Source organism: Kitasatospora sp. NPDC051702, assembly GCF_040681575.1.
GTDB lineage: Bacteria > Actinomycetota > Actinomycetes > Streptomycetales > Streptomycetaceae > Kitasatospora.
Genome location: NZ_JBFAZB010000005.1, coordinates 90572 through 114136 on the forward strand (window position 1 = coordinate 90572; position 23565 = coordinate 114136).

At 74.1% G+C, this 23565-nt stretch carries 16 protein-coding genes; 8 read left to right on the forward strand and 8 right to left on the reverse strand.

Annotation, left to right across the window (positions count from 1 at the left end):
• Positions 1 to 312: 312 nt before the first annotated feature.
• On the reverse strand, positions 313 to 1446 hold the full coding sequence (locus AB0N04_RS06735; protein ID WP_360204482.1) for a HAMP domain-containing sensor histidine kinase: 1134 nt from the start codon (positions 1444 to 1446) through the stop codon (positions 313 to 315).
• Positions 1447 to 1539: 93 nt separating this feature from the next.
• Positions 1540 to 2277 carry a response regulator transcription factor gene (locus tag AB0N04_RS06740; RefSeq protein WP_360204484.1) on the reverse strand — a complete coding sequence of 246 codons (738 nt, stop codon included), beginning with the start codon at positions 2275 to 2277 and terminating at the stop codon, positions 1540 to 1542.
• A 561-nt stretch (positions 2278 to 2838) separates the two neighbouring features.
• Here AB0N04_RS06740 and AB0N04_RS06745 point away from each other — a divergent pair.
• The 4 genes from AB0N04_RS06745 to AB0N04_RS06760 all read left to right on the forward strand — a co-directional run bounded on the left by AB0N04_RS06745 (position 2839) and on the right by AB0N04_RS06760 (position 8437).
• Positions 2839 to 3627 carry a rhomboid-like protein gene (locus tag AB0N04_RS06745; protein WP_360204486.1) on the forward strand — a complete coding sequence of 263 codons (789 nt, stop codon included), beginning with the start codon at positions 2839 to 2841 and terminating at the stop codon, positions 3625 to 3627.
• A 146-nt stretch (positions 3628 to 3773) separates the two neighbouring features.
• Positions 3774 to 6167 carry an endopeptidase La gene (gene lon / locus AB0N04_RS06750; protein ID WP_360204488.1) on the forward strand — a complete coding sequence of 798 codons (2394 nt, stop codon included), beginning with the start codon at positions 3774 to 3776 and terminating at the stop codon, positions 6165 to 6167.
• Positions 6168 to 6298: 131 nt separating this feature from the next.
• The gene (locus AB0N04_RS06755) at positions 6299 to 7153 is read left to right on the forward strand and encodes a GtrA family protein (protein WP_360204491.1); all 855 of its coding nucleotides are present in this window, start codon (positions 6299 to 6301) and stop codon (positions 7151 to 7153) included.
• Positions 7154 to 7204: 51 nt separating this feature from the next.
• Entirely contained in the window at positions 7205 to 8437 is a 1233-nt protein-coding gene (locus AB0N04_RS06760; RefSeq protein ID WP_360204493.1) for an ROK family transcriptional regulator, read from the forward strand.
• 116 nt (positions 8438 to 8553) lie between these two features.
• Here the strand turns inward: AB0N04_RS06760 and AB0N04_RS06765 are convergent, their stop codons facing one another.
• Positions 8554 to 9591 (reverse strand): ABC transporter permease, encoded by a 1038-nt coding sequence (locus AB0N04_RS06765; RefSeq protein WP_360204495.1) that lies wholly within the window; start codon positions 9589 to 9591, stop codon positions 8554 to 8556.
• A gap of 112 nt (positions 9592 to 9703) precedes the next feature.
• Here AB0N04_RS06765 and AB0N04_RS06770 point away from each other — a divergent pair, with 112 nt between their 5' ends.
• Positions 9704 to 10153 carry a MarR family transcriptional regulator gene (locus AB0N04_RS06770; protein ID WP_360204498.1) on the forward strand — a complete coding sequence of 150 codons (450 nt, stop codon included), beginning with the start codon at positions 9704 to 9706 and terminating at the stop codon, positions 10151 to 10153.
• A 143-nt stretch (positions 10154 to 10296) separates the two neighbouring features.
• Positions 10297 to 11844 (forward strand): MDR family MFS transporter, encoded by a 1548-nt coding sequence (locus tag AB0N04_RS06775; protein WP_360204500.1) that lies wholly within the window; start codon positions 10297 to 10299, stop codon positions 11842 to 11844.
• Positions 11845 to 11959: 115 nt separating this feature from the next.
• On the opposite strand, the gene AB0N04_RS06780 is transcribed toward AB0N04_RS06775, so the two are convergent.
• Entirely contained in the window at positions 11960 to 12208 is a 249-nt protein-coding gene (locus AB0N04_RS06780; RefSeq protein ID WP_360204502.1) for a hypothetical protein, read from the reverse strand.
• A gap of 26 nt (positions 12209 to 12234) precedes the next feature.
• On the reverse strand, positions 12235 to 13410 hold the full coding sequence (locus AB0N04_RS06785) for an inorganic phosphate transporter (RefSeq protein WP_360204504.1): 1176 nt from the start codon (positions 13408 to 13410) through the stop codon (positions 12235 to 12237).
• Between the two features lie 333 nt (positions 13411 to 13743).
• Here AB0N04_RS06785 and AB0N04_RS06790 point away from each other — a divergent pair, with 333 nt between their 5' ends.
• Complete coding sequence (locus AB0N04_RS06790) at positions 13744 to 15369, forward strand: NlpC/P60 family protein (protein WP_360204507.1); 1626 nt, start codon at positions 13744 to 13746, stop codon at positions 15367 to 15369.
• 150 nt (positions 15370 to 15519) lie between these two features.
• On the opposite strand, the gene AB0N04_RS06795 is transcribed toward AB0N04_RS06790, so the two are convergent.
• The gene (locus AB0N04_RS06795; protein WP_360204509.1) at positions 15520 to 17799 is read right to left on the reverse strand and encodes an FdhF/YdeP family oxidoreductase; all 2280 of its coding nucleotides are present in this window, start codon (positions 17797 to 17799) and stop codon (positions 15520 to 15522) included.
• A 163-nt stretch (positions 17800 to 17962) separates the two neighbouring features.
• Between AB0N04_RS06795 and AB0N04_RS06800 the strand changes: the two genes are divergently transcribed.
• Positions 17963 to 19951 (forward strand): serine/threonine-protein kinase, encoded by a 1989-nt coding sequence (locus tag AB0N04_RS06800; protein WP_360204512.1) that lies wholly within the window; start codon positions 17963 to 17965, stop codon positions 19949 to 19951.
• 47 nt (positions 19952 to 19998) lie between these two features.
• Here the strand turns inward: AB0N04_RS06800 and AB0N04_RS06805 are convergent, their stop codons facing one another.
• A complete protein-coding gene (locus AB0N04_RS06805; protein ID WP_360204515.1) occupies positions 19999 to 21918 on the reverse strand; it encodes an FAD/NAD(P)-binding protein in 1920 nt (639 codons plus the stop codon).
• Entirely contained in the window at positions 21915 to 22898 is a 984-nt protein-coding gene (locus tag AB0N04_RS06810; protein WP_360204518.1) for an amino acid ABC transporter permease, read from the reverse strand. The genes AB0N04_RS06805 and AB0N04_RS06810 overlap by 4 nt, the downstream gene beginning before the upstream one ends.
• Between the last annotated feature and the right edge of the window lie 667 nt (positions 22899 to 23565).

Consider the following 23565-nt stretch of genomic DNA (forward strand, 5'->3'; position numbering starts at 1 on the left):
AACCGCCCTCTTCCGCTTCCTTTTGGGATGTTTGGACAGCGGGGATTAAGGCTACGCCCCTGACCGGTGATCGCGCAGTCCCCGGGGCTCAGGCGTCGCCCAGATCACAGTCCTGACCTGCAGATTGGCTGAAAATGTGCGTTAGAAAGCCATATCTGAGGGGAACTGACTGCCCCGTGCGGGAGTCATACCCGGACGAAACCGGACAAACCTCTGTTCGGATCATCGAACGATCTTCGTGTACGTCTGTGTCGCTTCTGTGACACAACCGCCCCCGTCGGGGCGCTGGAGGATCCGACGAAGCGGCCCGGCTCAGCGCTGCCCCGGCAGCCGGACCTCGATCCGGCAGCCGCGCGGCGACTCGGCGACCGCGATCCGCCCGCCGTGCAGGTCCACCGCCCACCGGGCGATGGCCAGCCCGAGGCCGGTGCCGCCGTCCGAACCGGGCCCCTGGGCGGTCGCGGTGCCGCTGCGGCTGAACCGCTCGAACACCCGGCTGCGGTCGGCCGGCGGGATGCCCGGGCCCTCGTCCTCGACCTCCAGCAGCAGGCCGCCGGGCTCGCCGTCGGGCCGCGCGCGCACCGTGACGGTGCCGCCGGGCGGGGAGTGCTTGCAGGCGTTGTCGACCAGGTTGGCGACCACCTGGTGGAGCCGTTCCGGGTCCGCCACGCCGGTCAGGCCGGTCGGGCTGACCTCCAGGGCCAGCCGGACGTCGCCGCGCCGGGAGAACGCCCCGCCGGCCGTCGCGCCGTCCACGGTGACCCCGCGCAGCACGCCGTCCAGGAACTCGCGCACCTCGAAGGGGCGGGCGTCCAGGTCGACCACGCCGTCGTCGATCTTGGAGAGGTCCAGCAGGTGGGTGACCAGGCGGCCGAGCCGCTCGGTCTGCTCCAGGGCGGCCCCGAGGGTCGCCGGATTGGGCTGGACGACGCCGTCCACCACGTTCTCCAGCACGGCGCGCAACGCGGCGATCGGCGTGCGCAGCTCGTGCGAGACGTTGGCGACCAGCTCGCGACGGTGCCGGTCGGCGGCGCCCAGGTCGGCCGCCATCTGGTTGAAGGCGGCCGCCAGCTCGCCGATCTCGTCGCGCGAGTTGACCTCGACCCGGCGGCTGTAGTCGCCGGAGGCCATCGCGCGGGCGGCGGCCGTCATCTCGCGCAGGGGGGCGGTCAGCCCGTGCGCGAGGAACTGCATGAAGAGCAGCGAGGCGATCATGGAGAAGACCATGATGATCCGGATCTGGGTCTCGGACCGGATCGCCACGACCACCATGCCGGTGGCCAGGAAGACGGAGACGATCACCAGCAGGGCGAGTTTGCCCTTGATCGAGCGGACCGGGTCGAGCGGCCGGATGTCGGCCCAGACCCGGCGGGCGGCGCGGACGGCCAGCGTCTGTGGCCGCGTGCCGTCGGTGTCCCCGTTGTTGCGTTGCTGCGGAAAGGTCATTGGTTTTTCCTGTGATCCCCGCGTACGTCCCGCGCGTGCCTGCGCGGCGGTCCGGGACACGGGCCCCCCGGAGGCCCGTCGCCCGAGGCGCCGCTAGGAGAGCGGGGCCTCCAGCGCGTACCCGACGCCGTGGACGGTGCGGATCCAGCTCGCGCCGATCTTCCGGCGCAGGGCCTTCACGTGGCTGTCCACGGTGCGGGTGCCGGACGCGTCGGTCCAGTCCCAGACCTCGGCCAGCAACTGCTCGCGGGTCAGCACCGCGCGCGGCTGGGCGGCCAGGCAGGCGAGCAGGTCGAACTCGGTGGGCGTCAGGTGGACGTCCCCCGAGGCCAGCCGGACCCGGCGCTGCACGTGGTCGATCTCCAGCTCGCCGAAGCGCAGCGAGCCGAGCGCGGGCGTGCGGGCAGCCTGCTGGGCGCGCTCGACGCGGCGCAGCAGCACGTTGACCCGGGCGGCCAGTTCGCGCATCGAGAAGGGTTTCGTCATGTAGTCGTCCGCGCCCACGCCGAGGCCGACCAGCAGGTCCGTCTCGTCGTCGCGCGCGGTCAGCATCAGCACCGGCACCGGGCGCTGCGCCTGGATCCGGCGGCACACCTCGAGGCCGTCGAATCCGGGCAGCATGATGTCGAGGACGACCAGGTCGGGCTGCCAGGTGTGGAAGCCGTCGACCGCTCCCGGTCCGTCGTGGGCCACGGCGACCTTGAAGCCCTCCGCGCCCAAGCGGGCCGCGATCGACTCCGCGATCGTGGGCTCGTCCTCCACCACCAGCACTCTGCGCTGGCTGCTCACCGTGCCGCCGCTGTTGTTGTGGTCCTGCTGAAGTTCTGTCACGGTCACGCCACCGCCCCCAGGGCTGCGGGCCGGCCACCTGTGGGGATGGCGGGGCTCCGCTCGTAGTCTTGTTCCGTCGTGGACTGTGCCGGGTCCGCCGTCCCGTCGCGCTCGGATCGGAGGACGGACTGTAGGCCACCCACCCGCTCCCGCGCACCTCGCAGCGTACGGACAGTGGGTGCTTCCCGGCAGGCGGACCGGACGTTTCCGGCCCGTGGGCCGGCTGTCCGCCGCCCTCTGAACCCACTGCACGAGTGGGCACGGGCCGATACCTTACCCGCCGAATTTTCACTGCGTAACGGTACGTATGCAGTCGAGTTGACGCCAAGTCGCCGGTCAGAGGGCCTACTGACGCGTTAATCGGAAGTAGGTCTGGACCAATGCCGGGAAATCCGGTCGGCCGGTTTACCGATGGTCTTCACGGACAATTCCCAGCTGCCTCTCAGGACCCCGACGTAACGTGGCCACGACAACACCCTGCCGGGCGGGATTCACCGCGCGCGCCGGTACGTTGGGCACCTGTGACGGGCCGGTGGCTGCGGGTGTGGAGCGGGAGGCGTCATGGCTGGAGTGCGGCGCGGGGCCGGACGGGTCGGGCCGCCGCCGACGGGCGTGCCGTACGGGATGCTCCGGTTCGGCCTGCGCGCGAGCGCCGTCGACCGGCTGCTCGCCCTGGTGCCGACGCCCCGGCGCACCCCTTTCACCCTCGGCTACCTCGCCGTGGTCGGTGCCACCACCACGTTCGCCAAGCTCGCCGATCCGGAACTCGTGCAGCGGTTGCAGGAGGCTTCCAGCTCCGACGGCCACAACCTCCTGCAGCATCCCCTGCGCGCTCTGCTGCTGAGTGGTTTCTGGGTGGCCGGTGACGTGTGGATGCCCTACCTGTGGGGATTCGCCGTCACCCTCGCGCCGCTGGAGCGGCGGATCGGCCCCGCCCGCGCGGCCGCGGTGTTCGCGACCGGCCACGTCGTCGCCACCCTGCTCTCCCAGGGCGTGGTGATCGCGGCGGTGGAGACGGGGCGGATGGAGCCCGGGGCGCTGGACTACCTGGACATCGGCGTCAGCTACGGCGTGCTCGCCTGCCTGGGCGCGGTGGCCGGGCTGCTGCCGCTGCGCGGGCGGGTGGTCGCGCTCGGCGGCGCCGGGCTGCTGATCGCCGAGCAGATCCTCACCGAGCGGGACGTGGTCACCGCGGTGGGCCACCCGGCGGCGGTACTGACCGGCGTGGCGCTGTGGCGCTGGGCGCGGCGCGTCCGGGCGAGCCGGCCCGGGCCGGCCCCGCGCCGGGCCGAGGCGGTGGCCGGCGGTGCGCCCGCGACGGGTGGCGCCCGGGTCCTGGACGCCCGCTGACACCTTCGGGTGCATCTTCCGGACGGGTTTTGACGGACCCCGCGCGGCCCCACGGTGTTCGCTCATGGCGAACAAGACGCCGGGAACATCCGGCGTCCGCCGAGCCTTAGTCAGGTCGGCTCAACTTCACTGACTGGGGAGAGATCATGGCATCCACGTCCACACCGCTCACCCTGCCCGTGCTGCCGCTCGACGACGAGGTCGTCCTGCCGGGCATGGTCGTCCCGCTGGACCTGAAGGACACCGAGGTGCGCGCCGCCGTCGAGGCCGCCCGCGCCGCGGCCACCGGCGCCGGCAAGCCGCAGGTCCTGCTCGTCCCGCGGGTGGACGGCTCGTACGCGGCGGTCGGCACGCTGGCCACCGTGGAACAGGTCGGCCGGCTGGCCGACGGCGATCCGGCCGCGCTGGTCCGCGCCGTGCGCCGGGTCCGGATCGGGGTCGGCACCACCGGCCCCGGCGCCGCCCTCTGGGTGGAGACCACGCCGTTCCGGGAGTCCTCGGTGGGCACCCCCGTCGCCGGCCGGGCCGCCGAGCTGGTCAAGGAGTACAAGGCGCTGTCCACCCAGTGGCTGCGCCGGCGCGGCGCCTGGCAGATCGTCGACCGGGTGGCGCAGATCGAGGGCGTCGGCGAGCTCGCCGACAACATCGGCTACGCGTCCTTCGTCACCGCCGAGCAGAAGCTCAAGGTGCTGCTGGAGGCCGATCAGGTCGCCCGCCTGGAGTACGCGCTGACCCTGCTGCGCGACCACCTCGCCGAGGAGGAGGTCAACGACACCATCCGCAAGGACGTCGAGGAGGGCGTGGCCAAGCAGCAGAAGGAGTTCCTGCTCCGCCGCCAGCTGGAGGCCGTCCGCAAGGAACTGGCCGAGCTGAACGGTGACCCGGCCGACGAGGAGGGCGACTACCGGGCCCGGGTCGAGGCCGCCGACCTGCCCGAGAAGGTCCGCGAGGCCGCGCTCAAGGAGGTGGACAAGCTCGAACGCGCCTCCGACCAGTCGCCCGAGGGCTCCTGGATCCGCACCTGGCTGGACACCGTCCTGGAACTGCCCTGGAACGAGCGCAGCGAGGACACCTACGACATCGCCGGCGCCCGCGCGGTGCTGGACGCCGACCACGCGGGCCTGGCGGACGTGAAGGACCGCATCGTCGAGTACCTCGCGGTGCGCAAGCGCCGCGCCGACCAGGGGCTCGGACTCGTCGGCGGGCGGCGCGGCGGAGCGGTGCTGGCGCTGGTCGGCCCGCCCGGGGTGGGCAAGACCTCGCTCGGCGAGTCGGTGGCCCGCGCCATGGGCCGCAGCTTCGTCCGGGTCGCCCTCGGCGGCGTCCGGGACGAGGCCGAGATCCGCGGCCACCGGCGCACCTACGTCGGCGCGCAGCCCGGCCGGCTGGTGCGGGCGATCAAGGAGGCCGGCTCGATGAACCCGGTCGTCCTGCTCGACGAGATCGACAAGGTCGGCTCCGACTACCGCGGGGACCCGGCCGCCGCCCTGCTGGAGGTGCTGGACCCGGCGCAGAACCACACCTTCCGGGACCACTACCTGGAGGTCGAGCTCGACCTCTCCGACGTGGTCTTCCTCGCCACCGCCAACGTGCTGGAGGCCATCCCCGAGCCGCTGCTCGACCGGATGGAGCTCGTCCGGCTGGACGGCTACACCGAGGACGAGAAGGTCCTCATCGCCCGCGACCACCTGCTCCCGCGCCAGCTGGAGAAGGCCGGACTGGGCGACGGCCTGGTCTCCGTCGACGAGCCGGCGCTGCGCCGGCTGGCCGGTGAGTACACCCGGGAGGCCGGGGTGCGGACCCTGGAGCGTTCGATCGCCCGGGTGCTGCGCAGGATCGCCGCGCAGACCGAGCTCGGCGAGCGCGAGCTGCCCGTCACCATCGGCGCGGACGACCTGCGCGCCCTGATCGGCCGCCCGCACCACGTGCCGGAGGCCGCGCAGGAGCCGGCCGAGCGGCGCACCGCCGTGCCCGGCGTGGCCACCGGCCTCGCGGTGACCGGCGCGGGCGGCGACGTCCTCTACATCGAGGCCTCGCTCGCCGACTCCGAGACCGGCGGGACGGGCCTCACCCTCACCGGGCAGCTGGGCGACGTGATGAAGGAGTCCGCGCACATCGCGCTCTCCTTCCTGCGCTCGCGCGGCGCCGAGCTGGAGCTGCCGGTCACCTCGCTGCGGGACCGCGGCGTGCACCTGCACGTCCCGGCCGGGGCCGTCCCCAAGGACGGGCCGAGCGCCGGCATCACCATGACCACGGCGCTGGCCTCGCTGCTGTCGGGGCGCCGGGTGCGCACCGACGTGGCGATGACCGGCGAGGTGTCGCTGACCGGCCGGGTGCTGCCGATCGGCGGGGTGAAGCAGAAGCTGCTCGCCGCCGACCGGGCCGGGGTCACCACGGTGATCATCCCCAAGCGCAACGAGGCCGACCTGGACGACGTCCCGGCCGAGGTGCTGGAGCGGCTCACCGTCCACCCGGTGGCGGACGTGCGCGAGGTGCTGGAGCTGGCGCTGGAGCCGGCGGAGGTGCTGGTCGCCGCCTGACGGGCGGTCACCCGGAGGGGCGCGGGGCCGGATCGGCGGCCCCGCGCCCCTCCGGGCATTGTGCAACAAAATGTCAGTAGGCGACCTGGCGTACGCCTGCTCCGCGATCTGTCACCGCGCGCTCTGACGCGGTGATCCGCCCGGCCGCCCCCGGCGCCTCGGCCACCTCGGTCCTCGACCCCTACTACTACGCCGAGATCGACCCGCGCACCGGTGACGTCACCCGAACCGCCTACCTGGGCGCCGGGTTCCTCTTCGACACGCTGCAGACGGTCGGGTCCATCGCCCCCGGCGGGGTGGTCTACCAGGCACCACCACCGGGATCCCGCGGATCACCGCGCAGTGAACGGGAGGGACGGCACCGCCCGTGCGAGACTGCGGAGATGCCGTCCCCCACGCAGCGCGCCCTGGCCCGGGTGCCGGTCCGGCTGCGGCCGTTCCTGGTCCGGCACCGCAGGCTGGTGAAGTTCCTGCTGGTCGGCGGCCTCTGCTTCGTGCTCACCCTGGTGGTCGACGTCCAGCTGAAGGCCACCGTGCTGGAGCACAAGCCGGTGGTCGCGCTGACCGTCGCCACGGTGATCGGCACCGCCGTCTCCTACGTGCTGAACCGCTGCTGGTCCTTCCGGGCCGACGGGCACCGGCGCGAGGCGCTGCTGTTCCTCCTGGTCAGCGCGGTGGCGATCGCGGTGAACGACGTGCCGCTGGTGGTCTCGCGCTACGTCCTGGACCTGCGCGAGCCCTTCGTGGGCCCGGTCGCCCAGGAGGCCGCCGACTTCCTCAGCGGGATGGTCCTCGGGACCTTCGTCGCCATGCTGTTCCGGTACTGGGCGATGCGCCGGTGGGTCTTCACCCGGCCCGCCGCGCGCCCCGCTGCCGGCCCGGCCGCCGCCCCGACGGCCGGCTCCGCCCTGCTCAGGACGCCGCCCCCGGAACCCGGTTACGCTGCAACGGAGGTGCCCCGCGGGATGCCACCGGACATGCCGTAGCCCGGCGACGGACCCGGCGGCGCCCGTCGGCACGCAGGCGGGAGTGGGTGCATGAGCGCGAGTGCGATGCGCGAGCCGGAGGGCGTCCTGCCCGGGCCCGCCAGCCAGCGCGGGATGCGCCGCGCCAACCTGGCCCTGGTGCTCGGGGTGATCGCGCTCGCCCCGCGCTCGCGCGCCGAGGTGGCCGCCGAGACCGGCCTGACCAGGGCCGCCGTCTCCTCGCTCGCCGAACAGCTGATCGCCGCCGGCCTGGTCGTCGAGGCGGGACCGGCCGCCCCCAGCGGGAAGGTCGGCCGCCCCGGCACCGCACTCGGGCTCAACCCGCTCGGGCCGGGCGGCCTCGGCGCCGAGATCGGCGTCGAACACCTCGGGGCCTGCGTGGTCGACCTGCGCGGCGAGGTCCGGGCCTGGCGCCGCCGGGAGGTCCGCAACCGCGGCCGCCGGCCCGCCGCCGTGATGGCCGACCTCGCCGAGCTGCTCGGCTCGGCCGTCGCCGAGTCGGGCCTGCGACCGGCCGGGATCACGCTGGCCGTCCCCGGGCTGGTCGGCATCTCCGGCGGGGTGCTCCAGCGGGCCGCCAACCTGGGCTGGGAGGACGTGCCGCTGGCGGCGGGGCTGCGCCCCGAGCTGCGCGCGGCCGGCGCGGCGGACCTCGCCGAACTGCCGGTGGAGGCGGACAACGAGGCCAATCTGGGCGGCCTCGCCGAGCGCTGGCTGGGGGAGGGGCCGGAGCACTTCCTGTACGTCTCCGCCGAGGCCGGCGTCGGTGCGGCGATCGTGGTCGGCGGGCGGCTGCTGCGCGGGGCGCGCGGCTACGCGGGCGAGTTCGGCCACCTGCCGGTCCACCCGGACGGCCCCCGCTGCGCCTGCGGCGCGAACGGCTGCCTGGAGCAGTACGCCGGCGAGGCCGCGGTGCTGCGGGCGGCCGGGCTGACCGGGCTGCCCGGCGACTGGGTGGCGCTGCTCGCGGAGCGCGCCGAGGCCGGGCGGGAGAGGGTGCTGGCGGCGCTGGCCGGGGCCGGTACGGCGCTCGGCACCGCGGCCGCCGGGGCGGTCAACCTGTTGGACCCGGAGCGGGTGGTGCTCGGCGGGGGCTACGCCCGGCTGGCGCCCTGGCTGCTGCCGGCGATGCAGACCGAGCTGGCCGCCCGGGTGACGGTGCGCCCCTGGTCGGACGCTCGGCTGGCGGTCTCCCGGCTCGGCCGGCGCGGGCCGCTGCTGGGCGCCGCGGTGGGCGTGGTGCGCGCCGTCGTCGCCGATCCGGGGAGGCTGGCGGCCGGCTGACGGATTGGCCGGAAGTCGACCCCAGGGCGGGTGCGGGCCGCGCACGGCGACGCCCGTGCGCCGGCCGGGAGGGCCGGGGCACGGGCGTGGGGGTCGGAACGGCGGGGCCGGGAGGCTCAGGCCTGGTCCACCAGCTCGCGGCCGACGGTGCGCGGGCGGCGCAGGACGGCCAGGAAGGTGACGGCGACGCCGAGCACCGCCCAGACCAGCAGCACCACGATCGGCAGCAGCAGGTTGGTGGAGCCGAAGTAGGCGATCGAGCGGGCGGCCGAGGTGCCGGCACCGTTCGGGATCCAGGAGCCGATGGCCCGCCAGAACGGCGGCATCATCGGCGGCGGGTAGACACCGCCGGCGCTCGGGTTGCCCAGCACGACGAAGACCAGCACCGCGACGCCGATGCCGACGATGTCGAACAGGCACTGCAGCGCCATGGTGAACGCGCCGACCGTGAACACCACCAGGGCGCCGAGGGCGGACAGGCCCAGGATCGAGCCGGGCAGCGCGTCCAGGACGGGCCCGGCGATCACCGTGCCGCCGATGCCGGCCGCGATCGAGTACAGCGCCAGCACGCCGAGCCGGATCGTCGCCCGCTGGGCGTTGGCGGGCTTGGAGCCGGCGCTGATGCCGAGGATCGAGGCGACCAGGTAGCCGCCGACGCACCAGCCGATGACCAGGTAGAAGCCGGAGAGGCCGTTGGTGTCGCCCTTGGCGAGCGGCACGACGTCCTCGACCTTGACCGTGCGGTTCTGGGACTTCTCCAGCGCCGTGGTGATGCTCTCGGCGGCCTTGGCGGCGGACGGGCCGCGGGCGCCGCCGACCAGCAGGGCGTCCTCGGTGCCGGCGGTGTTCACCACCAGCGCGGCGTAGATCTTCTGGTCCTTGATCTGCCGGGTGGCGGTCTCGGCGTCGGGGGCGGTGACGGCCTTGACGGCGTCGTCCGGGACCGACTCCAGCGCCTGGACGAACTTGGGGGAGACCTGCGGCGGGGCGACCACCGCGATCGACAGGTCGTGCGGGGCCGGGTGGTGCAGCGCCCCGACGTACGAGGTGATGAAACCGAGTTGGAGCAGCAGTACGGCGATCACGAGCAGCGCGGCGCGCGGGGTGACCGCTCCCTTCAGTTCGGCGACGAAACCCTGCCCCGGGGCGGCCATCCACATCTCCTTGCGTATAGGGGAAAAACGGATACTTCATACCATGAAGTAGTTGGGTTGTCGTACCCCACGCGCCGCATTCCGGCCGGTGCGGCTGCGGGATACTGGCGCCGTGAGTGACGAGGACGCCCTGCTGGCGGTGGAACGCGAGGTCGCGCTGATGTTCCGGCGGGGCCGGGCCAGAGTGGCGGAGCTCTCACGCCGGGTGCACCCCGAGCTGGAGGGTGCGGCGTACAGCATGCTCGGCTACATCGAGCAGGCCGGGCGGGTGCGGGTGACGGACGTCGGCGCCCACTTCACGGTGGGCAAGGCGACGGTGAGCCGGCAGATCCGGGCGCTGGAGGAGCTGGGTCTGGTGTCCCGGGAGGCGGACCCGCTGGACCGGCGGGCCGCGCTGGTCTCGCTGACCGCGGACGGGCGCCGGCGCTACCTGGCCGCCCGGGACGTCCGGATGCGGCGGGTGAGCGAGCTGCTGGGCGACTGGTCCCGGGAGGACGTCGACCGTTTCGCGGAACTGCTGCACCGCTTCAACGACGTGCTCGACGAGCCCACGGTGGAGTGACCCGGCCGCGGCCGGAGCGGTGGTGAGCCCGGTGGGCCCGCAGGAGGCGGGTTCCGGCCGGGCTTTACTTGTCCTTGAAGAAAGTTGCCTTAGTCAACCATTAGTCCTATGGTTGCTTAAGGCAACGATATTTAAGGATCCGGATGACCATGACCACCGAGGCCGCGACCGGCGCCGCCGCCGTCGACGACCGACCGATGACCCACCGGCAGGTGATGGAGGCGCTGTCCGGCCTGCTGCTCGGCCTCTTCGTGGCCGTGCTCTCGTCGACCGTCGTCTCCAACGCCCTGCCCCACATCCTCACCGACCTGCACGGCGGCCAGTCCGCGTACACCTGGGTGATCACCGCGACGCTGCTCACCCTCACCGCCTCCACCCCGATCTGGGGCAAGCTGTCCGACCTCGCCAGCAAGAAGCTGCTGCTGCAGATCGCCCTGGTGATCTACATCGCCTCCTCGGCGCTGGCCGGCCTCTCCCAGAACACCGGCCAGCTGATCGCCTGCCGCGCCCTCCAGGGCATCGGCGCCGGCGGTGTCACCGCGCTGGCGCAGATCTGCCTGGCCGCGATGGTCCCGCCGCGCGAGCGCGGCCGCTACAGCGGCTACTTCGGCGCGGTCTTCGCGCTGGCCACCATCGGCGGCCCGCTCATCGGCGGCGTCATCGTGGACACCTCCTGGCTGGGCTGGCGCTGGTGCTTCTACGTCGGCATCCCGTTCGCGATCGCCGCGATCCTGGTGGTCCAGCGGACCCTCAAGCTGCCGGTGGTCCGGCGCAAGGTCAGGATCGACTACCTCGGCGCGCTGGTCATCACCGCCGCGGTCAGCCTGCTGATGATCTGGATCACGCTGGCCGGCAAGAACTACGACTGGGTGTCCTGGCAGACCGCCGCGATGGTCGGCGGCGGCCTGCTGCTGGGCGCGCTCGCCGTGGTGATCGAGCGCCGCGCCGCCGAGCCGATCATCCCGCCGGACCTCTTCCGCTACCGCACCGTCACCCTCGCCGCGCTCGCCAGCGTGCTGGTCGGCGTCGGGATGTACGGCGCGACCACCTTCCTCAGCCAGTACTTCCAGCTGGCCCGCGCCAAGTCCCCGACCATGGCCGGCCTGATGACCCTGCCGATGATCCTCGGCCTGGCGCTCTCCTCCACCGTCGCCGGCCGGCTGATCACCAAGTACGGCAAGTGGAAGGCCTACCTGGTCTCCGGCACCTTCCTGCTCGCCGTCGGCTTCGGCCTGCTCGGCACCGCCCGGGTCGACACGAGCTACGGGCTGCTCTCCGTCTACATGGCGATCACCGGCGTCGGCCTCGGCCTGACCATGCAGAACCTGGTGCTCGCGGTGCAGAACACCGTGCCCCGCCACGAGCTCGGCGCGGCCAGCTCGGTGGTCACCTTCTTCCGCACCATGGGCGGCGCGATGGGCGTCTCCGCGCTCGGCGCGCTGATGAACAACAAGGTGACGCACTACCTGGCGGAGAACCTCGCCGCCGCGCACGTCCCGGCCGGGCCCGCGGCCGGCGGCGGGGGCATCCCGGACCTGCACCGGCTGCCGGCCCCGGTCGTCCCGCTGGTGACGGACGCCTTCGGGCACGGCGTCGGCGACGTCTTCCTGGTGGCCGCGCCCTTCTCGCTGCTGGCCTTCGTCACCGTCCTGTTCATCCGGGAGACCGCGCTGAAGACCCGACAGGGCTGACCGGCGGCGCCCACGCACGCGAACGGGCCGGGGAGTGTCGATGCACTCCCCGGCCCGTTCGGGCTCTCCCGGCGGTCACGTCCCGCCGGTCACGCGGTCGGTCGGGTCCCGCCGGTCACTTCCCGGCGATCAGCGTCAGCCCGTAGACGACGGCCGCGGCGCAGAGGCCGAAGCAGGCGTAGGCGCCGACCAGGGCGAGCCGGCCGCCGCCCGGGCCGCCGGAGGCCTCGCCCTCGCGGGCGGCCAGGGTGGCCTCGCGACGGGACAGGGCCAGGATGCCGAGCGCGAAGACCGCGACCACGGCGACGGTGATCCCGAAGCTGGCACCGGCGGTCTGGGCCAGGGCGTTCCACTTGATGTGCATGGCGTGTGCTCCTCAGCCTGCGGCGCTCAGGCCGCGACCGTGGTCGAGGCGGGGGTGGGGGCGTTGGCGGTGGGGACGGCCTGCGGGACCTCCACCGGGGCGGCGTCGTTGACGTTGTCCGCGCCGACGGGCTGGCGGCGGGAGATCAGCCACATGGCGCCCGAACCGGCCACCAGCACGGCGCCGACCAGGACGACGCCCCAGGTGCCCTGGCGCGCCAGCAGCGCGGCGCCGCCGGAGACCAGCGCGGCGGCCGGCAGGGTCAGCGCCCAGGTGTAGACCATGCGGCGCACCATGCTCCAGCGCAGCTGGGCCTTCGGGCCGCCGAGGCCGGCGCCCATGATGCCGCCGGAGCAGACCTGGGTGGTGGAGAGGCCGAAGCCCATGTGCGAGGAGGTCAGGATGACGGTCGCGGCGGCCGACTCGGAGGCGAAGCCCTGCGGCGCCTGGATGTCCGCCAGGCCCTTGCCCATCGAGCGGATGATCCGCCACCCGCCCATGTAGGTGCCGAGCGCGATCGCGGCACCGGCCGAGACGATCACCCAGGTGGGGGGCAGCGCGCCCTTGGGCAGGGCGCCGACCGAGACCAGGGTCAGGGTGATGATGCCCATCGTCTTCTGGGCGTCGTTGGTGCCGTGCGCCAGCGAGATCAGCGAGGACGAGAAGATCTGGCCGGTCTTGAAGCCCTTGGTGGCGATCCCGGAGTCGCCCTTGCGGGTGATCGCGTAGGCCAGCTTGGTGGCGCCCCAGGAGGCGAGGCCGGCGACCAGCGGCGAGGCGATCGCCGGGATGAGGATCTTCGACACGACGGTGTCGAAGTTGACGCCGTTCATGCCGACCCCGACGACGGTGGCGCCGATCAGACCGCCGTACAGCGCGTGCGAGGAGCTGGACGGCAGGCCGCGCAGCCAGGTCAGCAGGTTCCACAGGATCGCGCCCGCCAGTGCGGCGAAGATGATCTCGGGGTGGACGCCCGTCTTCTCGTTGACGATGCCGCCGGAGATGGTGGTGGCGACCTTCACGGACAGGAACGCGCCCGCGAAGTTGAGGACGGCCGCGATGGTGACCGCGACCTTCGGCCGGAGGGCTCCCGTCGCGATGGAGGTGGCCATCGCGTTGGCGGTGTCGTGGAACCCGTTGGTGAAGTCGAAGGCGAGCGCCGTGATGATCACAACGGCCACCAGGAACGAGATGTGTTCCATACCCAAACAATCGTCGTAGTTGTCGCACGGACGTTGGTGTCGTCGCGACCGTAGGTCGGCTTGGTAAACGGAAGGTGAACTGGACCGGGAATCGTGGTTCCGATGGTGGCCCCACGGTGTCCAACAGCTTTCGTGGGGGTGTCCCGGGCCGTGCTGAGCTGGGCATCGGCGAAGAACGCCCCGGTTCGCTCCGGTTTGCTGAGACCTGTCTCACACATCAATCGAGAATTAACCTCCCAGTCCGGGTGCGCCCTGTTTCCGGCGAGTAACCCGTGGGAGGATCGGCGGGATCCGGGGAACCCGGGGCACGGGCGGGGCGGGGAGGACGAACCCATGGGCGGGGCTGCACAGCGCACGGAGTCGGCGGGCGTACGGCCCTGGGTGCGGGCGGCACTGCGCTGCGGAGCGGCCCTGGCCGCGGCCGCGCTCGCGCTCCCGTTCGCCGCGCAGGCCGCGTACGCCGCCCCCGACCCGGGCGCGCCGGTCATCGCGGCCAGCCCCGGCGAGGACCCGCTGGCCGCCGCCAAGGCCACCCTCGGCCCGCTGCTCGACAAGCTGCACGGGCTCTACCAGAGTGCCGAGGCCGCCACCGAGCAGTACAACGGCGCCGTGGCCAAGGTCGCCGAACAGCAGGCCGCGCTCACCGACCTCCAGGGCCGCCTCGACCGCCAGCAGAAGCAGGTCGACGCCGGCACCGACATCGCCTCCCAGCTCGCCGCCGCCCAGTACCGCAACGGCGCCAGCTCCGCCTACGCCGAACTGCTGCTGTCCAAGGACCCGTACGAGGCCGTCACCATCGCCGAGCTGCTCGCCGCCGCCAGCCGCTCCCAGTCCGAGTTCCTCGACCGGCTGAAGAGCGACCGCGAGGCCCTCACCGGCCTGAAGCAGCAGACCGAGGAGGCCCTCAAGACCTCCCAGACGCTCGTCTCCGAGCAGGACGCCGCCAAGGCCAAGGTCGCCGCCGACCTCGCCTCGGTCGAGCAGCTGGTCTCCTCGCTCACCGGCGCCCAGCGCACCGAACTGGAGAAGCTGGAGAAGGAGAAGGCCGACGAGGCCCAGCTCGCCTTCCTCGCCTCCGGCGCCCTCGGCCAGGGCGAGCGCACCCCCTCGCTGGAGGGACGCGCCGCCGTCGCCTTCGCCCTCGCCCAGCTGAACAAGCCCTACCTGTGGGGCGGGACGGGCCCGGAGGCCTACGACTGCTCGGGCCTCACCTCGCAGGCCTGGCTGCACGCCGGCCGCCCGATCCCGCGCACCAGCCAGGAGCAGTGGGCCCAGCTCCCGCACATCCCGCTGAACCAGCTGCGCCCCGGCGACCTGATCATCTACTTCGAGGGCGCCACCCACGTGGCGATGTACATCGGCGGCGGCCTGGTCGTCCAGGCGCCCCGGCCGGGCGCCGTCATCAAGGTGTCGCCGATCGGCTCGATGCCGATCCTCGGGGCCGTCCGGCCCGACCCGTCCGGCGCGGCGGACGAGGCCGGCGGCGCCTGGAAGGTGCCCGCCCTGCCCGCCGGCTGGGACGCCGTCACCCCGATCGCGCCCAGCCCGGCCAACCAGGCCCCGGTGACCCCGGCCCCCGGCACGCCCGCCACCCCGCCCGGCGCCACCCCGGGCACGCCGTCCACCGGCCCGGGCACGCCCACCGGCACCGGCACGCCGTCGGGCACGGGGACGCCCACCGACCCGGGCACGCCGAGCGGCGCCGGGACCACCACGCCCACCCAGACGCCCACCGGAACGCCGACCACCACGCCCACCCAGAGCCCGACCGGCACGCCGACCACGACGCCGACCGGCACCCCGACGCCCACCGGCACGGGCACGCCGACGCCCACCGGGACGCCGACCGGCACCGGGACCGGCGCCCCGAGCTCCACCGGCACCGCCACCACCAGCGGTTCGGCCAGCGCCCCGGCCCCGGGCAGCGCCAGCGCGACGCTCCCGCTCGGCGGCCACTGAGCACGGTGGTCCACTGAGCTCGGTGGTCCACTGAGCACGGTGGTCCACCGGCGGGACGGTCCGGGGAACGGGACGCTTCGAGGAACGGGACGGCCGCCCGGCGCACGCTGCGCCGGGCGGCCGTCCCGTTCCGTTCCGGGGCCTGCGCCGCTACTCCCCGCTGTCGGGCTCGAAGCGGACGACCACGGCCTTGGACGTCGGGGTGTTGCTGATGTCGGCCGTGGAGTCCAGCGGGACGAGCACGTTGGTCTCCGGGTAGTAGGCCGCCGCACCGCCGCGCGCGACGGGGTAGTGGACGACCCGGAAGTGCGGGGCGCGGCGCTCGACGCCGTCCTTCCACTCGCTCACCAGGTCCACGAACGCGCCCTCGGTCAGCCCCAGTTCGGCGGCGTCGGCCGGGTTCACCAGGACCACCCGGCGGCCGCCCTTGATGCCGCGGTAGCGGTCGTCCAGGCCGTAGATCGTGGTGTTGTACTGGTCGTGCGAGCGCAGCGTCTGGAGCAGCAGCCGGCCCTGCGGGACCTCGGGGGCGGTGAGCGGGTTGACGGTGAAGTTGGCCTTGCCGGTGGCGGTGGGGAAGCTCCGGGAGTCGCGCGGGCCGTGCGGGAGGGTGAAGCCGCCGGGGCGGCGCACCTTCTCGTTGAAGTCCTCGAAGCCCGGCACCACCCGGGCGATCCGGGCCCGCAGCGTGTCGTAGTCCGTCGCGAAGTCCTCCCACGGCAGGCTGTCCTGCGGGCCCAGCACGGCGCGGGCCAGCCGGCAGACGATCGCCGTCTCGGAGAGCAGGCCCGGCGCGGGCGGGCGCAGGCCGCCGCGCGAGGAGTGCACCTGGCCCATCGAGTCCTCGACGCTGACGAACTGGGCGCCGGCGCTGGTGACGTCCCGGTCGGTGCGGCCCAGCGTGGGCAGGATCAGCGCGCGGGCGCCGGTCACCACGTGCGAGCGGTTGAGCTTGGTGGACACGTGCACGGTGAGCCGGCAGCGGCGCATCGCGGCCTCGGTGACCTCGGTGTCCGGGGTCGCCGCGACGAAGTTGCCGCCCATCGCGAAGAACACCTTGACCTTGCCGTCGCGCATCGCGCGGATGGTGTCCACCGAGTCCAGGCCGTGCTCGCGCGGCGGCTCGAAGCGGAACTCGTTCTCCAGCGCGTCGAGGAAGGCCTTCGAGGGCCGCTCGAAGATGCCCATCGTCCGGTCGCCCTGGACGTTGCTGTGCCCGCGCACCGGGCAGACGCCTGCGCCCGGGCGGCCGACGTTGCCGCGCAGCAGCAGGAAGTTGACCACCTCGCGGATGGTGGGCACGGCGTGCTTGTGCTGGGTGAGGCCCATCGCCCAGCAGACGATGACCTTCTCCGAGGCCAGCACCAGCCGGCCCAGCTCCTCGATCTGCTCCCACGGCAGGCCCGTCGCGGCGAGCACCTCGGCGCGCTCCGTCGCCCGGACCTGCGCCTCGAAGTCCTCGTAGCCGTGGCAGTGCTCGGCGACGAAGTCGCGGTCCACGCCGTCCTGCTCCACGATGATCCGGTTCAGCGCGCGGAACAGCGCGAGGTCCCCGCCGAGGCGGATCTGCAGGAACAGGTCGGTCAGCTTGGTGCCGTGGCCGACCAGGCCGCGGGCGTTCTGCGGGTTCTTGAACCGCTCCAGGCCCGCCTCCGGCAGCGGGTTGACGCTCACGATCGTGGCGCCGGCCCGCTTGGCGCGCTCCAGCGCGGACAGCATCCGGGGGTGGTTCGTCCCCGGGTTCTGGCCGGCCACGATGATGAGGTCGGCCTGGTAGAGGTCCTTGAGGCTGACGCTGCCCTTGCCGACGCCGAGGGTCTCGGAGAGCGCCGAGCCGGAGGACTCGTGGCACATGTTGGAGCAGTCCGGCAGGTTGTTGGTGCCGAGCCGGCGGGCGAACAGCTGGTAGGCGAACGCGGCCTCGTTGCTCGTCCGGCCCGAGGTGTAGAAGGCGGCGCCGTCCGGGGTGTCCAGGGCACGCAGCTCCTCGGCGATCAGCGCGAAGGCGTCGTCCCAGGAGACCGGCGTGTAGTGGGTGGCGCCCTCGTCGAGCAGCATCGGCTGGGTGAGCCGGCCCTGCTGGCCCAGCCAGTAGCCGGAGCGCCCGGCGAGCTCGGCGACCGGGTGGGCGGCGAAGAACTCGGCCCGGATCCGGCGCTCGGTGGCCTCCTCGGCGACGGCCTTGGCACCGTTCTCGCAGAACTCCGCGGTGTGCGTCTTCCCGGGCTCCGGCCAGGCGCAGCCCGGGCAGTCGAAGCCGTCGGGCTGGTTCACCTTGCGCAGCGTGGCCAGGGTCCGGCGCGGGCCCATCTGCTCGGCCGCCATCCGCAGGCTGTGGCCGACCGCGGGCAACCCGGCCGCGGCGTGCTGGGGCGCGGACACTTCGGGTGCGTCCTGCGCCGGGTCGCTCTGCGGGGCCTGCTTGGCCATGACCGCTTCTCCTCGGCTCTGCTCGTCCGACGGCCGTGCCGCCGTGGCCGCCGCGCCGTCGCGGGGGCCCGGTGCCCATCCTTACACCTGGTCGAAGCCGGGGGGAGGGGCGGCCGCCGGCGTCGGTAGAGTCGGGGGGTCCAGGAGGGTGGGGGAGGGGCGCGTGCGAGTCGGTGATGTCCTCGACGGCCGGTACGAGCTGGTGGAGAAGCTCGGCCAGGGCGGCTTCGGGGTGGTGTGGCGGGCGCTCGACAACCGGATGCGGCGGCCGGTGGCGGTCAAGGTCATCGGGCACCACGGCGGCGACCGGGCGAAGGCGGCGCTGCGGTTCGTCCGGGAGGCCTGTGCGGCCGGGAACCTCTCGCACCCGCACATCGTCACGGTGCACGACCTCGGCGAGAGCGCGCTCGGCGACCAGCAGATGACCTTCCTGGTGATGGAACTGCTGACCGGCCGCACCCTGACCGAGGTGCTGCGGGCCGGCCTGCCCGCCCCGGAGGAGAGCCTGCGCTGGGCGCGGCAGCTCTGCGAGGCGCTGGCGGTGGCGCACGACGCGGGCATGGTGCACCGGGACGTCAAACCCGACAACATCATGATCACCGACGCCGGGCACCTCAAGGTGCTGGACTTCGGCATCGCCCAGCTGGACACCGGCGCGGGCGGTCTGACCACCACCGGGACGATCGTCGGCAGCCCCGCCTACATGGCGCCCGAACGCTGGACCGGACAGCGGGTGGACGGCCGGACGGACCTGTACGCCCTCGGCTGCGTCCTGGTCGAACTCTTCACCGGGGCACGGCCGTTCGGCGGGGACTCGACGCCGGTGCTGATGTACCAGCACCTCAACGAGCCGCCGCCGGCGCTGGACCCGGTCCGGTTCGGGCTGCCGGAGGAGGTCGCCGGGCTGGTCGCCGAGCTGCTGGCCAAGGACCCGGCCGACCGGCCGGCCGACGCGCGGACCGTCGAGCGCCGGCTCCGCGAACTGGCCGGGCGCCCCGTCGGCGCGGCGGCCGGGCCGGCGGTGGTGCCCACGGTGCCGGACCGGCCGGCCCCGGCCGAGCTCCCGGCGCCGCCTAGCGTGCCGCCGAGTGCGCCGCCGAGTGCTCCGCCGGCCGGAGCGCCGAGTGCGCCGCCCGTCGCACCCCCGCCCGTGCCGGCGACCGCCCCGCCCGTGCCGCCCGCCGCGCCGCCCGCCGTCGTGGCACCTGCCGTCGATGCACCGCCCGTCGATGCACCGCCCGTCACCGCGCCGCCCGTCGATGCACCGCCCGTCGTCCCGGCCCCGCCCGCGCCGGGGGCGCCGGTGCTGTCCCCGCTCACCACGCCGCCGATGGTCGCCGCGGTCGTGCCCGACGCCGTCCGGGCCGCCCTGCGCGAGCGGCGCTCGGCGGCCTTCCGGGCGGCGACCGCCGGCGAGTCGGTGATCCAGCTCCAGGCGGTCGCCCAGGAGTGCGTCGCCGTCCTCGGCGCCGCCGACCGCGACACCCTCTGCACCTGGCGGGACTTCACCTGGTACCTCAGCCGGGCGGGCGACCTGGACGGCGCGATCCGGCTGCTGTCGACCCTGGTGGAGGACATGCGCTCCGCGCTCGGCCCGGCCGACCCGGACACCCTCGGCGCCCGCTACCACCTGGCGTGGTGCGTCGGCGAGAGCGGCGCGACGGTGACCGCGATCCGGCTGCTCTCCGAGCTGCTGCCCGACCTGCACGTCTCCTGGGGGCCGCAGGACACCCGGGTCCTGAAGGCCCGGCACGACCTCGCGCTCCACCGGGCCAACCGGGGCGACCTGCAGGGCGCCGTCCTCCAGCTGCACGGGCTGCTGCCGGAGCTCGTCCAGGCGCTCGGCGAGCGCCACCCCAGCACCCTGCAGGCCTGGCAGGACCTGGCCGGCTACCAGCAGCGGCTCGCGCAGGCGGGGCGGCATCCGGGGTCCGGCCCGCGCCGGGGCCGGACGCCGCGGATCAGCCCGATGGAGGCGCTGGTGCTGGTGCGGCGGCTGCGGCTGTGGGACTTCGCCGACGACCGGCAGGCCCGCGCGTGCATGGACGCGCTGGACCGCGGGACCGGCCTGAAGGGCGTCGCCGACCTGGTCTTCGAAGCTCCGGACCACGTCTCCGACGAGGACCTGGTGGAGGAGATCTTCGGGCCCTGACCCCGCGGCGCCCGGAGCCCCCGCCGGAGCTCGGTCGGACAACACACCTAGGCCGCCAGCGCCGCCGCCGGCAGGGCGGCCAGCGCCCGCAGCAGCGCACGGGCGGCGGCGTCGTTCTGCCGGAACCCCGGGGAGTCGGTGCGCGGGCGGGCGAAGGCGGCGGCGGCCCGCAGGCTGGTGTGCGGGCCGAGCGCGGTGCGCCGCGGGTGCGGGGCGCCGCCCAGGGCCGGATCGAGCAGTCCGCTGTCGCCGGGGGCGATGGTGACGAGCCCCGAGCGGTGGGTGAACTCCTCGTCCGCGACCACCTCCTCCACGATCCGGCCGGCGCGGTGCAGCCCGCGCAGCACCGGGTCGAGGGTGCGGGACAGCTGGTGCTTGGGCAGGTAGGCCTCGATCAGCGCGGTGGCCGTGACGGTGTGGCCGGGCACGGTGGCGCCGGAGGCCCGCCAGGTGCCGGTCGGTTCGTCCCGCACGACCCGCACGCCCGCACCGAGGAAGCGGACCACCCCGGCCTCGGAGAGGGCGAGCAGCTGGCGCAGCCGGAAGCCGGGCGGGCCGGAGGCGAGGTGGCTGAAGTAGCCGAAGAACCACTCGTCCACCTCCTCGGCGACCGAGCGGGCGGTGAGCCGGCCGGTCGCGAGGATCCGGGGGAGCTGGCCGAACAGCGAGAGCAGGGCGAGGAAGGCGCCGAGGTCGGCGCTGTGCGCGGGATCGGCGCGGCGGTCGGCGTCGGCGGTGACGTAGTCGCGCAGGTGCTGCTGGAGCTCCTCGGCGGAGCCGAGTTCGAGACCGGCCAGCGGGTGGTCGAGCCGTTCGAAGTCGATCCGGTCGGCCGGGTCGGGGACGGCCTCGGCGACCAGCGCGGCGAGGCCGGGGGAGTACCAGTCGAGCCGGTCGAGGCGTTCCAGGAAGACCGGCCAGGGCAGCGCGGTGCGCTCGGGGTGGGCGTGGAACAGCTCGTGGTAGTGCCCGAAGGCGATCTCCTTGGCCATCGACGGCCAGAAGTCGCGCCGGAGTTCGAGCGGGCCGTCGGTGGCGAGGACGGCGTCCACGGCGGCCGCGTCGAAGTACCGGGGGAGCGGGGCGCGCGGCCCCCGGAGCCGGTAGCCGGTCTTGGAGTGGTAGGGCACGCCGCGCCGGGAGCCGAGGTGGAGCACCGGCTCGCGGCCGGACGGGCGGTAGCGCAGCCCGCCGCCCGCGGGCTCGAAGCGGCCGCCGCGCCCCTCGGTGAGCAGGGCCACCAGGTCGACGGAGGCGAGGCCGAGGCCGCGCAGCACGACGTGCTCGCCCGGGGCGACGCCCGCCAGCCGGGCCTCCGCGTCGGCCGAGTAGGCGGGCGGGAGGTGGAAGCGGCCGTGCCGGGCGGCGAAGGCGGCGTCGGCGGCGTACCGCGGGTGCGGGGCGGAGTCGAGGTGGCCGAGGGTGAGGGCGACGTGGTCGGCGGTGAGCGTGCGGTCGCTGAGCCGGACGGTCTGCGGGCCGTCCGCCGGGCCGTCGACGCCCTGGACGGTGTCCCGGTGGACGGTGACCGTGACGTGCGGCGGGAGGTCGGCGACCGCGCGGCGGAACACCCAGTCCAGGTAGGCGCTCTGGGCCCGCCGGGTGGGGAAGTCGGTGGGCGCGAGGGTGGCCAGTTCGTCCCGTACGGCGGGGTCGGCGACCTCCCGGTACGGTGCGAACTCCTCCTGCCGGGGCGCCCATTCGGCGAGCGAGGGGCCGGGGCGGACCGGGCCGTCGATGGTCGAGCGCTCGTCGGTGAACATGGTGACGTCCTCGGCCATCGAGTTCATCCGCAGCAGCGGGGACTGCTCGCTGCGCCAGATCCGGCCCGCACCGGGCGGGTGCGGGTCGACCAGGTGGACGTGCAGGGGTCGCTCCCGGGGCAGGAGTTCGGCGGCGTTGGCGGCGATCCGCTCCAGCAGGCCGGTCCCGCGCGGGCCGGCTCCGACGATCACCAGCGCCGTCATGCCGCCACCTCGCGCAGCCGGCGCAGGGCGGCCCGGGCCCGCTGCAGCGGGGTGGGCGGCAGGGCCTCCCGGCTGGCGCCCCTGGCGTAGTGCCGCTCGACGTAGTACTGGCCGACGGACAGCAGCGTGGTGATCACCAGGTACCAGAGGGTGGCGACCACCAGCATCGGGATGACCCGGTACGACTGGAGGTAGACCAGCTGCACCGAGTAGAGCAGGTCCGAGACGGCCAGCACGCTGACGATGCTCGTCCCCTTGAGCGCGCTGATCAGCATGTTCCCGGCGGTCGGCACGATGGAGCGCATCGCCTGCGGGACGACGATCCGGCGCAGCACCCGCCACCGGCCGAGCCCGAGCGCGGCCGCCGCCTCCAGCTGGCCGCGGTCGACGGAGAGGATGCCGCCGCGGATCACCTCGGCGGCGTACGCGCCCTCCAGCAGGGTGAGGCCGATGACGGCGGTCAGCGTGGGGCCGATCAGGTTGACCGTCCGCACAGTGACGAACTCGGGGCCGAAGGGGATGCCGAGGCCGAGCGTCGGGTACAGCGCGCCGATGTTGAAGAAGAACAGCAGCTGGACCAGGGGCGGGGTGGCGCGGAAGACCCAGACGTAGCCCCAGCCGAGGGCGCGCAGGACGGGGTTGGCGGACAGCCGCATGGTCGCGAGGCCGGTGCCGAGCACGAAGCCGAGGGCGAGCGTGACGGCGGTGAGCCACAGGGTCAGGGTGAGGCCGTCGAGCACCGACCGTGCGGTGAACCAGTCGGCGACCACGCCCCACTGGAAGGCCTCGTTGCGGGCGATCGAGTTGACGGCCATGGCGGCCAGCAGCAGGGCGACGCCGGCGGCGAGCCACTGGCCGGGGCGGCGGCGGGCGACGATCCGCGCCCCGGGGTCGGGGCCGGGGTCGGGGTCCGGTGGCGTGGCGGGGCGGCCGGGGGCCGTGCGGTCGGGGGCGGGCAGGACGTCCGGCGGGGTGGCCATGGCGGAGGCTCCTGGCGGGAGTGCGGGCGGGCGGGGAGGTACGGGTGTGGTCACGTACGGCCGTCGCACCGGCCCGCGTCCCTCAACACGGCCGGCGCTGTGCACTGCACTCCGCGGTGATCGTACGCATGCGCGATCGACGGCTGTCAAGGGTGGGACGGGCCCGCCGGGCCGCCCGCCGGGACCGGTCGCAGGGCGACAGGAGATCGCAACAGAGCGGCAATGATGGATGGTTGACGGACCGATCGGCCGACTGCTCAACTTGAGGCCATGTACGCCGAGCAGCCCCTGGTCACCCGCGACCACATCGACTTCGGTCGGGTGTGGTCCGCGGCGTGTCACGGCTGACCCGGCAGCGGGCCGCACGTCCCCGGCCCTGATCCCTTCGGGGGACCATCCCTCGGTCCGCCCCGTCGCGGGCCCGGACCGCCGCCCCTGACCGGCGGCGCCCCGGGTGCCGGCCGCCGCCGTTGACCCCGCCCTGCGCTCCGGCAGTCCCCTCCCCGCACCACCGTCACGTACCCGTGCTCCCGGCCGCCCGTGCCGCCCCGCGCCCGGGCCGGCTCCGGTCTGCCCGGCCGTCCGGCCGTCCGGCCGTCCGGCCGTCCGCCCGCCCGTCTGCCTGCCCGTCCGCCCGCCCGCCCATCTGCGGTCCGGGCGTTCCACC

Excerpts from the sequence above, each read along its gene's own strand:
- AB0N04_RS06765 (WP_360204495.1), bottom strand. The coding sequence starts at position 9,591 with ATGGCCGCCCCGGGGCAGGGTTTCGTCGCCGAACTGAAGGGAGCGGTC.
- AB0N04_RS06735 (WP_360204482.1), bottom strand. The coding sequence starts at position 1,446 with ATGACCTTTCCGCAGCAACGCAACAACGGGGACACCGACGGCACGCGG.
- AB0N04_RS06795 (WP_360204509.1), bottom strand. The coding sequence starts at position 17,799 with ATGGCCAAGCAGGCCCCGCAGAGCGACCCGGCGCAGGACGCACCCGAA.
- AB0N04_RS06790 (WP_360204507.1), top strand. The coding sequence starts at position 13,744 with ATGGGCGGGGCTGCACAGCGCACGGAGTCGGCGGGCGTACGGCCCTGG.
- AB0N04_RS06810 (WP_360204518.1), bottom strand. The coding sequence starts at position 22,898 with ATGGCCACCCCGCCGGACGTCCTGCCCGCCCCCGACCGCACGGCCCCC.
- AB0N04_RS06745 (WP_360204486.1), top strand. The coding sequence starts at position 2,839 with ATGGCTGGAGTGCGGCGCGGGGCCGGACGGGTCGGGCCGCCGCCGACG.
- AB0N04_RS06780 (WP_360204502.1), bottom strand. The coding sequence starts at position 12,208 with ATGCACATCAAGTGGAACGCCCTGGCCCAGACCGCCGGTGCCAGCTTC.
- AB0N04_RS06785 (WP_360204504.1), bottom strand. The coding sequence starts at position 13,410 with ATGGAACACATCTCGTTCCTGGTGGCCGTTGTGATCATCACGGCGCTC.
- AB0N04_RS06805 (WP_360204515.1), bottom strand. The coding sequence starts at position 21,918 with ATGACGGCGCTGGTGATCGTCGGAGCCGGCCCGCGCGGGACCGGCCTG.
- AB0N04_RS06760 (WP_360204493.1), top strand. The coding sequence starts at position 7,205 with ATGAGCGCGAGTGCGATGCGCGAGCCGGAGGGCGTCCTGCCCGGGCCC.
- AB0N04_RS06775 (WP_360204500.1), top strand. The coding sequence starts at position 10,297 with ATGACCATGACCACCGAGGCCGCGACCGGCGCCGCCGCCGTCGACGAC.
- lon (WP_360204488.1), top strand. The coding sequence starts at position 3,774 with ATGGCATCCACGTCCACACCGCTCACCCTGCCCGTGCTGCCGCTCGAC.